General features: G+C 45.0%; 14 protein-coding genes. 8 read left to right on the forward strand and 6 right to left on the reverse strand.

Annotation, left to right across the window (positions count from 1 at the left end):
- Window positions 1–12 precede the first annotated feature (12 nt).
- Complete coding sequence (locus M3636_RS21400; RefSeq protein WP_251383932.1) at window positions 13–1,125, forward strand: LLM class flavin-dependent oxidoreductase; 1,113 nt, start codon at window positions 13–15, stop codon at window positions 1,123–1,125.
- A gap of 135 nt (window positions 1,126–1,260) precedes the next feature.
- On the opposite strand, the gene M3636_RS21405 is transcribed toward M3636_RS21400, so the two are convergent.
- The gene (locus M3636_RS21405; protein ID WP_251383933.1) at window positions 1,261–2,313 is read right to left on the reverse strand and encodes an oxidoreductase; all 1,053 of its coding nucleotides are present in this window, start codon (window positions 2,311–2,313) and stop codon (window positions 1,261–1,263) included.
- A 115-nt stretch (window positions 2,314–2,428) separates the two neighbouring features.
- Between M3636_RS21405 and M3636_RS21410 the strand changes: the two genes are divergently transcribed.
- A complete protein-coding gene (locus tag M3636_RS21410) occupies window positions 2,429–3,292 on the forward strand; it encodes a LysR family transcriptional regulator (RefSeq protein ID WP_251383934.1) in 864 nt (287 codons plus the stop codon).
- Between the two features lie 15 nt (window positions 3,293–3,307).
- On the opposite strand, the gene M3636_RS21415 is transcribed toward M3636_RS21410, so the two are convergent.
- From M3636_RS21415 to cdaS, 4 genes are all read right to left on the reverse strand, one after another.
- Window positions 3,308–3,913 (reverse strand): hypothetical protein, encoded by a 606-nt coding sequence (locus M3636_RS21415; protein ID WP_251383935.1) that lies wholly within the window; start codon window positions 3,911–3,913, stop codon window positions 3,308–3,310.
- Between the two features lie 228 nt (window positions 3,914–4,141).
- The gene (locus tag M3636_RS21420) at window positions 4,142–6,211 is read right to left on the reverse strand and encodes a methyl-accepting chemotaxis protein (RefSeq protein ID WP_251383936.1); all 2,070 of its coding nucleotides are present in this window, start codon (window positions 6,209–6,211) and stop codon (window positions 4,142–4,144) included.
- Between the two features lie 218 nt (window positions 6,212–6,429).
- Window positions 6,430–7,536, reverse strand: coding sequence for a Glu/Leu/Phe/Val family dehydrogenase (locus M3636_RS21425; protein WP_251383937.1), 1,107 nt, complete (start codon window positions 7,534–7,536; stop codon window positions 6,430–6,432).
- Between the two features lie 204 nt (window positions 7,537–7,740).
- Complete coding sequence (gene cdaS, locus M3636_RS21430) at window positions 7,741–8,370, reverse strand: sporulation-specific diadenylate cyclase CdaS (protein ID WP_251383938.1); 630 nt, start codon at window positions 8,368–8,370, stop codon at window positions 7,741–7,743.
- A 168-nt stretch (window positions 8,371–8,538) separates the two neighbouring features.
- Between cdaS and M3636_RS21435 the strand changes: the two genes are divergently transcribed.
- The 5 genes from M3636_RS21435 to M3636_RS21455 all read left to right on the forward strand — a co-directional run bounded on the left by M3636_RS21435 (window position 8,539) and on the right by M3636_RS21455 (window position 11,526).
- Window positions 8,539–8,946: a GNAT family N-acetyltransferase gene (locus M3636_RS21435; protein WP_251383939.1), complete on the forward strand. Its 408-nt coding sequence runs from the start codon at window positions 8,539–8,541 to the stop codon at window positions 8,944–8,946.
- Between the two features lie 64 nt (window positions 8,947–9,010).
- Complete coding sequence (locus M3636_RS21440; RefSeq protein ID WP_251383940.1) at window positions 9,011–9,514, forward strand: GNAT family N-acetyltransferase; 504 nt, start codon at window positions 9,011–9,013, stop codon at window positions 9,512–9,514.
- Between the two features lie 276 nt (window positions 9,515–9,790).
- The gene (locus M3636_RS21445; RefSeq protein ID WP_164848578.1) at window positions 9,791–9,946 is read left to right on the forward strand and encodes a hypothetical protein; all 156 of its coding nucleotides are present in this window, start codon (window positions 9,791–9,793) and stop codon (window positions 9,944–9,946) included.
- Window positions 9,947–10,117: 171 nt separating this feature from the next.
- Window positions 10,118–10,990, forward strand: a complete 873-nt coding sequence (locus M3636_RS21450; protein WP_251383941.1) for a barstar family protein — start codon at window positions 10,118–10,120, stop codon at window positions 10,988–10,990.
- 17 nt (window positions 10,991–11,007) lie between these two features.
- Entirely contained in the window at window positions 11,008–11,526 is a 519-nt protein-coding gene (locus tag M3636_RS21455; RefSeq protein ID WP_251383972.1) for a GNAT family N-acetyltransferase, read from the forward strand.
- Window positions 11,527–11,633: 107 nt separating this feature from the next.
- Here the strand turns inward: M3636_RS21455 and M3636_RS21460 are convergent, their stop codons facing one another.
- Window positions 11,634–12,413 carry a Crp/Fnr family transcriptional regulator gene (locus M3636_RS21460; protein ID WP_128099967.1) on the reverse strand — a complete coding sequence of 260 codons (780 nt, stop codon included), beginning with the start codon at window positions 12,411–12,413 and terminating at the stop codon, window positions 11,634–11,636.
- A 384-nt stretch (window positions 12,414–12,797) separates the two neighbouring features.
- Here M3636_RS21460 and M3636_RS21465 point away from each other — a divergent pair, with 384 nt between their 5' ends.
- Window positions 12,798–13,229, forward strand: coding sequence for a GAF domain-containing protein (locus M3636_RS21465; protein WP_128099966.1), 432 nt, complete (start codon window positions 12,798–12,800; stop codon window positions 13,227–13,229).
- Window positions 13,230–13,338 lie beyond the last annotated feature (109 nt).

The raw sequence follows: 13,338 nt of genomic DNA on the forward strand, positions 1-13,338 counted from the left end.
GGAGAGGGTCAGATGAAATTTGCGTTATTTAGCCTCATGATGAATCTGCCCAATGCCATCACTGGAGAAGCGTTTACGGCACAGCAGAAATTCCAGAACATTCTGGAGCAAGCCAAGTTGGCAGAACGTCTGGGATTCGATGCATACGGAATTGGCGAGCGACATGGCGCACCTTTCCTCTCCTCATCTCCACCTGTCGTGTTGACGGCAGTTGCCGCGGCTACATCACGCATCCGTCTATTAACGACCGTTACGGTACTCAGTGTACTTGATCCTGTGCGTGTTGCGGAGGACTATGCCACACTGGATCAGTTATCCGGCGGCAGACTGGAGATGATTATCGGGAAAGGCAATGATCCGCGGCATTACCCGCTGTTTGGCATCACAGAAGAAGAGCAGTGGGATTCATTGGGTGAACGCTACCGTCTGCTCAAGCGCCTATGGACAGAGGAGGATGTGACCTGGGAAGGCACATACCGCCCGCCACTAGACAGAGTAACCACTCAACCCCGACCACTACAGCAACCCATTCCGATCTGGCATGGTAGCGCATCGAGCACGTTATCCACTGAGCTGGCAGCGCAGTACGGTGAGCCGCTATTCACCTCTAACTCGTTCCACCCTCAGGCGAAATACAAAGCGCTCATTGATCATTATCGAGAACGCCTCGATCATTATGGTCATGATGCCCAGCGAGCCGTGATTGGATCTGGAGCTGGCAGCTTGTACCTCGCCGATACGCGAGAAGAAGCCATTCGCAGATACAAACCCTATTACAATGCATTCCATGCTACTGCTTCTGCGCAGCATAACCAGTCTCCCTTCAAGGATCTGGAGGATAACATCGCGAATGGTCCTGTCTTGATTGGTAGTCCCGATCAGGTTATTGAGAAAATTGTGAATTATCACGCAGCCTACGGACATCAGGTGCTCAGTATTAGTGTCGATGGACTCAGCCATAGCGAGCAACTGGAGCAGTTAGAGCGATTCGCCCAAGAGGTTGCCCCCGTATTACGACGTGAATTGCCCAGCTCTGTCTGGGACAATGCCCCGATCTTATCTCAGCAACCCGCCACATCTACTCATTCGGCACCCCCTGCCATATCTCCGATCTTTCAGGTTTAATCCCCTCTAATCCAGAAGCCATTCTTATTCAACGCAAATAAGGCGATTCGTCTGAATCGCCCCCCGCCTTATTTCTGCCTATATTTATAACAATTCCAATTTTTGCGGTAGCGATTGGAAGTATATTCAGTCACCTTACAATAATAAAGGTAAATGTTCTACTGGATTATAATCTACCAAAGGCCTGCTCTCGCTCCATCTTTGCACTAAATCTGGATTTGCTATAAAAGGCCGGCCAAATGCAGCAAGGTCTACTATACCTTCACGAATTGCTGCTTCCGCCGTATCTGCATCTAAATGGCCAACACCAATTATCGTTCCCTCCCACTGACGTCTTATTATCTGATACAAGTTCTGTTTTTTTGCCCATATTTCAGTAAACTCTTCGGTGGATGGATGCAGAACGGTAATATTCAACTCTCGCAACAGATCAAGATATGAGCTAATCATTCCTGCTTTATCCCTCCAAGCATAGGTGGGATCATCATCCTTTTTCTCCGAAATTCGAACCGAAATACGATCCACATGAACCTCCTCTTTTACCGCCTCAACAACTTCACGTAGAAAACGTAATCTCCCGGATACATCTCCTCCATACGCATCTATTCTCACGTTAGTTCGCTCATTGATAAACTGGTCGATCAGATAACCATGCGCTGCATGTATTTCAACGCCATCAAACCCAGCTTGCATGGCATTCCGGGCGGCCAGTCGATAGGACGCAATCACTTCGTGAATATCCGATGTACTCATCGGTGTAGGCATCTCATAAGGTTTATGAAGTTTATGAACCCTTCCTTCAGCTTGAATTGCAGAAGGTGCCAGAGGGGGATGGCCGATCAGATCCGAGTGAGCCAGCCTGCCTACATGCCAAAGTTGAGCGATAATAGTTGCCCCATGTCCGTGGACAGCTTCGGTTACTCTCTTCCACGAGTTAGTCTGTTTGGCCGTGTATAAGCCAGGAATGTTGAAGGTGCCTTTCCCTGCGAGAGAAGGATTAATTCCCTCTGTAATAATTAACCCCACACCATACCTTGCTCGTCGCTCGTAGTAAGCCACCATTTCTTCCGTGACTGTACCATCCTGATCCATCGCAAATCCACGAGTTAAAGGTGCCATAACGACGCGATTTCGAAGCTTCCATTGATTAATGTTTACCGGACTTAATAAGCTGGATAATCGATTCATTTCATATCCCTCCTTGTTATATATGGATATTGTATTTAAGGATCTGCATACCGTAAAATGATTGATATATATATGTGTATCTCTCAGAGTGATACCTAACATATTGGAGGTAAGTATGGAACTTTCGGATATCGACATTCTTATCGCTGTCGCCAATACAGGAAAAATTTCTCACGCCGCCAAACGTTTGAATTACGCCCAATCCAACGTCACCACGCGTATAAGAAAGATGGAACAAGAGTATAACGTACAGTTATTTAATCGTTTTCCAAAAGGAGTTGTCCTAACCGCCAAAGGAGAGAAGTTTGTAGAGTATGCTATGCGTATTCGTAATCTGATGAATGATCTACAGCAGGAGATGGCTGATCCAGGATTGCCTGAAGGGCATTTGAGGATTGGTATCGTTGAGACAGCAGCGTCCAGCAGATTTATGGAAATAATGAATGAGTACCAAGTCACGTACCCGCAAGTGTCTATATCCTTGATCAACGCAACCTCACCTAAGTTACTGCGCAAAAAAATACAGGATAATGAAATCGACGGAGCTTTTATTAGTGGCGCTTGTGTGAAGGAAGGACTACAAGTGGAATACCAAATGCAGGATACGGTACACATCATATCTAGATATACAGATACACCCCCGCAGAGCTTATGCCAGGTGTCTTGGGCCGTCTTCCCAGAGGGATGTCCATATAGAGAAATGACTGAGAAATTTCTGCATGAAGAAGGGCTTTCTGCTCGTAACATGATTGAAGTCAGTACGATGGAAAACCTGCTTAGCTGTGTGGAGTCTGGAATTGCATTTACCATTATGCCGGGGAGTGTCGTTCATAAGCGGACACACAAGTTTTCGTTACATGATCTAGCTGCAGGCATGACACATACAACGACAACCTTCGTACGCGACAAAGAGCGCTACGTTAGTAGCGCCCTGGATCAATTTATGAAGCTGTTGAATCAGAAATGTATTACGTTTTGAATGTTTCAGGCAAAATTACTGTCCATAATCATAGACCAATTCCTGAAGCTCCCTGATGTTGTAGGTATCGTCCACAATGAGCCACTGCTTGTTCTCAAACAGGAAAGTTAGCTCGCCTTCGAGCGGTATTTTGCGAACTTCTTTATCCTGTTCATCCATGAAAATAAGGTCCAGCGTGTATGATACGAGAAGAGAATCGCCTCTATTTTCCTTCAACGTGAAATTCATATTTTCTCCACGCAGCTTCACCTGTTCTTTATAAGCCACCATAAGAGGCAAAACGATATTGCGATCAGCCATCTGTTTTTCGAAGTACTTTTCGGTCAGGAACGGCTTGATCAGTTCTCCCCTGGCTAGGGCAGACTCCATCGTCGTTGCGCTTTTCTCATCATTTTCATTGACTTCAAATTCAGTAGTCTTATAGTCTTTCGCTGTCTGTAGCGCAGCCTGCTCATCCTGATCCGTAGCCTTTGGAACCTCAATATCCACTTCGGTAGGTGTTGTTATCGTTTCTTTTGCTGATTCTGTACTCGGTTCAGTCGTTGCAGATGACGTACATCCCACTATTAACACACTCGTGATAAGAACCGTAAGCATCAGCCACATCCAATGTCGTCTCATCTCTGATCCTCCTTCTACGCAAATAACCGTAATCACCCATATTTACAATTTTTATATATAAACATTATACTACTTTTTAGATTAATATTCCAATTATATACCATTTATTAATGTATTTATCCAAAAAAGCCCCTTGATCTGCCAACTTTGCTGGCACAAGGGACTTCTTGGAGTTCATTTGTGTATGATAATGCTCTTCTTTTAATGCTTAGCTTTTACTTCCGTTACTTACTCAACCTTGAACTTACCGGCAGCATCAGCCAAATCACGTGTTAACTGATCAATGGTATCCACCATATTCGCCAACTGTTGCACGGTTGCACTTTGCTCCATCATTGTTGCTGTGACTTCTTGAACCGAAGCAGATACCTGCTCCCCTGATGCCGACAGGCTATGCGCTGACTCCAGCACATCGTCTTTGTTCTGTATCATCTCTTGCATCTGTCCTGCCATCGAAGCGATCTGATGGTTAATCTCCGTCACCTTCTCCAGAATCACGTCAAATGCCTGACGAGTCTGAATAACCAGCTCATCCTGTCTGGACGAGATCGTATGGATCTCCGCAACACTTTGATTGTTCTCGGCTACATCAGCCAGATTCTGTGTAATAATGCTCGATATTTCTTTCGACTGTCTAGAACTCTGCTCCGCCAAATTACGGATTTCCTCTGCTACAACCGCAAACCCTCTACCATGCTCTCCAGCCCGAGAAGCTTCAATAGAGGCATTCAATGCGAGCAGGTTCGTCTGTTTGGCGATCTGGCTAATCGCTTCTGTAATATGGCTGATACTGCCTGAGCTGTTCTGAAGCTTGACCGTAATCTCAGAGATTTTCTCTACTTCCCGTTCATTCATCTCATTGATCCGCATCAGTTCATTCACGACTTCGCTTCCATTATGGAATACACTTTCAATCTCATCCGCTCTCGACTTCACATCCTGTGCACTACCATTCATAGCAGTCACTTTATCGCCGAAGCTGTTGAATTTCCCTACGATCTGCTCGGTATCTTCCGACTGAGCCTCCATCGCTTGTGCTATTCCCATCAGTGTAGCGGATGTCTCATCAATGGATCGTGTAGTTTGCTTGGAGGTATCCTCTAGCTCCTCTGTACTCGTCTGTAGAACCGTAATAGATTTTCCCATATTCGTAATCAGGTTCTTGTTCTGTTCAGCCATGCTATTGAAACTATCTGCAAGATCTTTGAACTCGCTGTGGTACCTGCCCTCTGCCTTCACCGTCAGATTCCCCTGGGCAAGCTGTTTGAACAAACCTGTAAGTCTGATAATCGGTTTCGTAATATTGCGAGAGATTAACATGCCCACTCCGATGGCTATCACAATGGCAAGCAATGTAAGCCATAACATCTGCTGAAGCATATCTTGCACCGGGCGTTTAATATCGTCATAGCTATCAATAACAATAACGAGAAGATCCGCACCGGGGATCTGGTTGACACGATAATACGTATTATCGATTGTCGCTGTCGTAATCTTCACTTCGTCCGTCGCCTTTTCTTGAAGAAGTGCCTGCACATTCTGATCTTCTGCAAGCGATTCTCCTATCAAGGTCTGATCGAGTGAATCGTACATGATTGTGCCACTGCGGCTGAGCACTTCAATCTTGCCTTCGCCATTAATTTTGATATCACCCAGTTGTCCTAGGAAAAAGCTGGTGTCCATGGTCATAGCAAGCACACCAATGGTATTGCCTTCATCATCTTTGACCGGCTCTGAGAAGATGATCACCAATTGTTTGCTTTGCTTGGACACAATCGCATCACTGATGAACGATTCACCCGTAATGGATTTCTGAAAATATTCCCGATCATCTCGGGGCTGACCAATGACATCTGTCTGGGTTGCAGCCACCATGATCCCCTTCTGATCCAGCAAGTACAGATTAGGTCTTGCTTCTTCGGTATCCGATACACTGTTCGTTAGAATCGTATTAGCTTTGTTAAAATACGGATTAGCATCCGAGAAAAATTCTTCATCCGTCATACTGTTCGTGTTCCGCAGCTCCAGCAGCTCTTTGAACGTATTATGTACGGAAATTGCATGACTCATCTGCTGTTGAAGCTGTACGGCCGTCCACAACCCTTCCCCAAGGCGGTCGGCCATTCCGTTAATTTCTCCCTCACTCTTCATAACCAAAAGTTTGGATGAGACGAAATACGTTGCTGTGGTTGTTCCCAAAAGCACCAACACCACTAAGAAACTTAACATGATCGGTAGCTTAACCTTCAGCGAGATATTTCTAATTCGATAAGACAAGCCTTGTTTCTTCTTCCCCATTTACGATTTCCCCCACTTTCATGAACCATCTGAACGATGTACATGTATTATCGGTATATTGGAGTGGGAATTTGATGTGCATGTCTACTATCTGTCGTAAAAGAAATCAAAAAACTGTCCATATGCACGAGAAACCCTCCTCCACATTGATTCATGTGAAGGAGGGTTTCCCGGTATCAGACAGTTTAATGAGTCCTTATCATGTTACTTACTGTGTATTATCCACGCAATCTGCGGGAACTTAACGCGTTGTGTCCATTTTGCAGAAACGTACTGCGTGTGTTCTTCATCATCTCAATTCGGCGTTCAGCAAGACGATCGGCTGCTACATATGTCGGGATACCTTCCGAACGGGACGAGGCAAAGATGCTCTCCAGCGTGTTGTAGATCTGGCTCACCTTACTGTATGCCCGTTCCGCATTGTATCCATTTAATTCATCGGCAATGTTGATCACACCACCCGCATTAATGACGTAATCCGGTGCGTATACAATACCCATCTGGTGTAACTGGTCACCATGTCTCGGCTCAAGTAACTGATTGTTGGCACAGCCTGCCACCACTTTAGCCTTGAGCACTTTCAAGGTGTCATCATTAATTGTGCCACCTAATGCACATGGGGCATAGATATCACACTCTACTCCAGTGATGTCTGCTGGGTCGACAGCCTTAGCGTCGAAACGGTCCACGGCTTGTTTTACCGAATCCTTATGAATATCCGTCACAATCAGATGTGCGCCTTCCTCGTTCAAATATTGGCATAAGTGCATGGCTACATTCCCTACACCTTGGACAGCAATCGTTTTGCCTTCCAGAAGATCCGTACCGAATGCTTCCTTTGCTGCTGCTTTGATCCCCCGATATACGCCCCACGCCGTTGCAGGAGATGGATTACCTGACGAACCATAGCTTGGAGAAATGCCCGTAACAAAATCTGTTTCTTGGTAGATAAGGTTCATATCTTCCTCAGTTGTCCCCACATCTTCTGCAGTAACGTAACGTCCATTTAACCCTTGTATATACCTTCCGAATGCTCGAAACATCGCTTCATTCTTATCACGCCGTGGATCGCCGATAATGACCGCTTTGCCACCACCAAGATTTAGACCTGATATTGCGTTCTTATATGTCATTCCTCTTGCGAGCCGCAGGGCATCTTCAATGGCTGCATCTTCTGATGCATATGTCCACATCCGTGTGCCGCCCAGTGCAGGTCCAAGTGTCGTATCGTGTATTGCAATAATAGCCTTAAGCCCGGAGGCTTTATCTTGGCACAGAACCAATTGCTCATAATCGTGATGCTCCATTGCTTCAAACCAATTCATATTTATAACGCTCCTCTAACCAATTTAGCGACCTGAATCGCTATAGATCTGTCTGTTGACCACTCTCTATTGTACATATGAATACGAAGTTTGTGCAAAATCACATCACGATGTAAGGCATTAGCCTCTCATTAAAAAACCTTTCTCTCCTGAACAGGGAAAAAGGTGTGCATGATTTTAGATTCTCGCTGTTCGTCGGGAAAGTCAGGAAAGGACTTCAATGACGTTAATCGGATGCAAATCCCCACCGATTGCAAAGGATGCTTGCCCTGTCTCCTCTGAGACAACAAGTACCACAGCGTCTGTGAGCTCACTAAGCCCTATAGCTGCCCGGTGGCGAGTTCCCATTTTACGCTCATGCACTTCAACCTGTGACAACGGTAATACATTTCCTGCGGATACAATCTGGTTGCCCCGAATCAGCACAGCCCCATCATGTAATGGTGCACCAGGTATAAAGATCGACTCCAATAAGGCATGCGTTATTCTCGCATCTACAGCGACTCCCGAATGAATGATGGAATCCAGTGGAGTTTCACGTTCAATTACAATGAGTGCTCCGTATCTTCGATCAGATAGATGCTGCACGCTGGCTGAGAGCTCGGCAAACTTTTCAGTGAACGGAGACAGGTAACAATCCAGGTAAAATGAAGAGGCTAACACCTCGATCTGTTTGATCTCGGCTCGAATCTCAGCGAATTGTCCCAGCAAGCAAGCATGATCGTTGTCAAAACGGGATAATGTTACATTCATGCGTTCCGCCACACGATGAAGATCCGCCTTTAACTTTTGTCTCATCGAAGAACTGTCACAGTCTGCTTGCCGCTGGTTCATAGATCGCTGCCTCCTCATCTGCATCTTCTACATAATTACCCTATACATTTCCCGTAACATAGGTGATCTATTCACCTTATTCTATGTATAACAACATCTTTGCTTCCTCATCTAGATGAACGTATGTATAATATTTACATTAGATCATTATCTCGTGGAGGACGTAGAATGAGAATTATTGCAGCAACTGCATTGCACTATGAATATATTCGAGAACATGACCGTCATATCGTAGACAGCTTCATTTTGCCCAAGATCAGAAGCAATGAGATTTATATGCTGCAAAATGAAGAGGATCAGCTCATTGGCTGGATGCGGCACAGCTATTTCTGGGATAATACCCCTTTTATGAACATGATCTGGATTGATGAACCCTATCGCAACAGAGGATTCGGGAAGCAAGCCATTCTTTTCTGGGAAAATGAGATGAAGAACCTCGGGTTTGAACTGGTCATGACCTCTACTCTAGCCAATGAAGGTGCTCAGCATCTGTATCGAAGGTTAGGGTATCGTGATGCGGGAGGTTTATTGCTTGAAGGCGAGCCTTTGGAAATTTTAATGACCAAACATATATAGCTGTGAACTCTCTACGTTATGATAAAATGCAACTATTCATGGTATAGAAGGAGCGTTCGGAGAGATGCAGCTAATAGAAGTTTCAGAAAAAAACCTGGCGCAACTACAGGCCATTTACAATTATTATGTGAGCCATACGACCGTTTCCTTTCACACGGAAGAACTAACTCTAGATGAGATGCGAAGCAATGTAATGAATGGCCACCCTCGCTACCAAACGTATGTCATTGAAGAGCAGCATGCAATCATTGGCTATGCGCTGCTTACTCAACACAAGAACAAACAAGCTTATGATGGCACTGCTGAAGTAACGATCTACATAGCTCCTGATTATGTTGGAAGTGGGATTGGTACAAAAGCCTTATCGGCACTTGAATTACAAGCAAAAACATTAGGTTTCCATGTACTTGTAGCAACGATATGCACAGAGAATGAACGGAGTATCCGGTTGTTCGAGCGTCTAGAGTATGAGAAATGTGCCCACTTCAAAGAAGTAGGTTATAAATTTGGCCGCAGACTGGATATCGCAAGTTATCAAAAAATCATTGGACAAGAATCAGCTCGATAAACAAAACAGGAAGTACACCGGTACCATGAAAAAATCGCAACAGCAGCCGTGAATCTCCGGTTGCTGTTTTTCTTCAATAGACGGATACGAAGGGCGTTGTAGATCATATTTTTATCAAAAAAACTAAAAACCAAGGCACTTGCCATTGCATTTTACCTTCAACCCATGCATAATGATAGTATATATTTGATAATGATTATCATTCTTGAACTTGTCTCTCTTCTGTTTACTGTACATGAATTAACGATCATATAGATAAAGGGGAACGAACATCGAATGGATACGACTCAGCAAAAAACGACACTGCAGCTTGATGATTATCTGGATCTTCTAAACCTGGCAATGAACATTGGTGATGTGAAATGGCAAAAGGAAATCATCCGTAAGCTATCAGCAGCTTATCCAGCAGTGGAATGTAAACAGCCACAATAGATTAGAATGCAACAGTTATGCTCAATATAGCTCCTGACCAATTCGTATAGAATCAGTCAGGGGCTTTTTTTGTGTCTTATCGTATTGTGATATGCTTGGGTTGTAAACCATTCCCATCATAAACTGTATACGTAGAATTTCATTCATACCAGTTAAGGAGGTTATACGATCATGACTTTCCCATTCGTCCTTCTAGATGATTCAACCGATCTGATCATAGGACATTGTAAAGATATCGTCGGCCTAGATGGAACATTAATCAATCTCGATGAGGGTTACCACCAGATTATATTGAAGCATTTCGTATTTTCGTATGAGTTCCAACAGTACATTTTGCAAAAGAAAGAACCCCTATCAAGATATGCCTATGTCGGAATGTTGAATAAAGATGACCACACGATAGGCTACTATGGTTTTTTTATTCATGACATGACAATGTATCATAAGCTTGGTTTTCCCACACTTGCTGCAAATCTCAAGTTGAATGTATCCATCTATCGTCTGATCTCAGCGCAGGAACTTCAGATCTGGGATCAATGGAGAACATCGCTCCCTTCAGCGCTTAACCAGTGGGCTACCTACGATGAGAATGGAAGAAGAGCATGGCTAAGTGTCGTGAAGAGCCATAACAATATGAATATAGCAACAGAAATCGTTGAGAAAACTAACGACATAAAAGAAGATCAGACAAAAACATTTCAGATGGACGGTACGTATGTTACTAGTTACGCTTCATTTTTCTGTGCACTAGGTGAAGCCATGAATGGACCAGGTGGCTATTATGGATCGGATTTTAACTCGTTCATCGATTGTACTTATGGTGGATTCGGAGCAATCACCCCTTTTACCCTAAAGTGGGCTAATCATCGAGTCGCCAGATCATATCTGGATATTAGCACATGGCATCGGGAGATTGACTGGATGCGGGCAGAGAACGAACGTTTAGGTGAAGAGGATTTTGAGGTGGAAATAGGGAATAGACCATTATATGAGGCGATTATTGAAAATCTGGAACGCCAAGGAATCACGGTTATTTTACAATAGTTAAGGATGGTGACATGATGCAACTAGAAACAGAACGATTAATCATTCGTGAGATTGTAGCATCAGATTGGGAGCACATTCATACATATACTTCGCTACCCGAGGTTACCACACATACGGCATGGGGACCGAATTCGGAAGAGGATACCCAAGATTACGTGAAGTATGTGATCGAGCTACAGCAAGCAGAGCCACGAGAAGGCTATGAACTAGCCATCTGTCTGAAACAAGAGGATACACTAATTGGTGGTATTGGTATTCATGTCATGGACACCAACGCGGAACTAGGCTATGTGTTGAACCCGAGCTATCAAGGCCGAGGTTATGCAACGGAAGCCGCACATGCGATATTGGAATTTGGTTTCAATACACTTGGCGTACATCGCATCTTCGCCAAATGTCGTCCAGAGAATAGCGCTTCAGAGAAGGTCATGCTGCACATCGGCATGGAACGCGAAGGTCTGATGCGAGAACACTGGTACTACAAAGGCAAATATCATGACTCCTTCCTATATTCCATTCTGGCGAAGTCATAGCAGAAAGGGTCAGCCCACAACAGGCTGACCCTCTTTCTACATACAACAACCGTTCTCCGTAACGACCCCAATCGCCAATGAAGATAAACAGTTATTCTTGTGTTACATTACATTCTGCACAACTCTGCTGGACAGCTCGGGACTGTAGGACACCCACACATACTGCGTAACGCAGCCAAATCTCGAATAATCAGTTTGCCTTCAAGTGTATCCAGCGTACCCTGCTCTTTCCAAGCACCCAGCATCCGCGTTACACTTTCGCGAGTCGCGCCAATCATTTCTGCAAGCTCTGTATGATTCAGCTTCATCTCCAGAACAATGCCATCTGGCGTCATCTTTCCGTACGAATTACTAGCGCGGATAAGGGTCGATGCCAGCGCACCTGCTTTACCATAGAGCAGCAGATCACGAAACCTCGACTGGGTAATACGCTGTGCGAGCGCCATCCATTGCAGGAATTTCAGCGCAAGATCGCCATCTTTACTAAGCACACTCTCCAGCTCGCTCAGCGAGATAATCGCGAGTTCTCCTTTATCTGTCATCTCAGCACTGTAGCTGTGCATCTGACCACCAATGCCACCGAATTCTCCGATCAGATCGCCTTTTTGTTGAATAGACAAAATAATCTCTTTGCCATCCTCCGTGGATTTTGTCAGCTTCACACGTCCCGAACGAATGTAGTACAGGTATCCGGCTTCATCGCCTTCCAGAAAGAGACTATACCCCGACTTCACCCGCTTGGATTGCATCATAGCTTCAATCGATGCCCATTGTTCGGCTGTTACGAACGAAAGAATTCCGCCAGTTTCCCTCTGTGTCATTTTGCTTCCCTCCGTCTGTTCTCGTTCCGTCGCTTGGGTTGTTCTTTCTACGAATACCGTACCCATACCAATCGTCCCCCTCGTGTTTCCTTATGCATCTATCTTACCGCGAAAAGAGCATAAAGGTTATCGGGGGATTACCTGAACCTTACGGATAAATTCCCTGAATTTGCTGTGAGAAAAGTCACACTAGGCACTAAACCCACAGTCTGAGTTGCATTGTATGTCGCAGTAGGTCTGGCCTGAGGGCACTTGGGCAAGGATGATCAGTAAAATCCAGAAAACAAATAGGGGTTTTCCCTGAATTACACGGAGAAGGAAAAGGTCTACAATAGAAATGAACGTAGGAACGCATATACATCTACTTATCATTAATGACTCAGTCTATTTGATTAACGTTAATTCATTCGACCGGAATCTACGGTATGACCCTAAAAGGAAGTGTCTCTCATGCATGATGAACATCCATCTGGCATTCAGGAGATGATCGACCGCTTGCGCCTCAACACATCCAGCGATTTTTGCGGTCTCGCCTGTTTGTCTGGAACGCTGCTTCGCTGGAAATATACGTCCGGTGCCAGCAACGAACGTGTACAGCGCATGGAAATGCGTCCCGGACAAGACCTTGTCGGTACAGCACTGCGAACTGGGCGAACCACGCTGTCAGATGCACAATCGAATACAGACCATACACCCGGGCGGTGTCCGCTTATGCTTGCTGAACGGCTCGTATGTGCTATTGCGGTACCTGTCTTCCAGTCAGGCAAGTTGCCTGAAGCCGTATTGCTCGTAGGTAACCGAATGTCTTGCACATTTACAGCAGATATGATCCATGAAGTGGAGCAACTGGCACGTGAGCTAGAATCGCTCATTCACGGATAACTTGCGACATCGAATCTATGCACAAAGGCTTGTTTCACCTGTTAAGGTCGAGCACAGCCTTTATTTATTCATTTTATAGATAAGCCATTCTGAGATTCCTTCTCTGAGT

Origin of the sequence: Paenibacillus sp. MER 99-2, from assembly GCF_023714095.1 — a bacterium.
In the GTDB taxonomy this organism is placed as follows: domain Bacteria; phylum Bacillota; class Bacilli; order Paenibacillales; family Paenibacillaceae; genus Paenibacillus.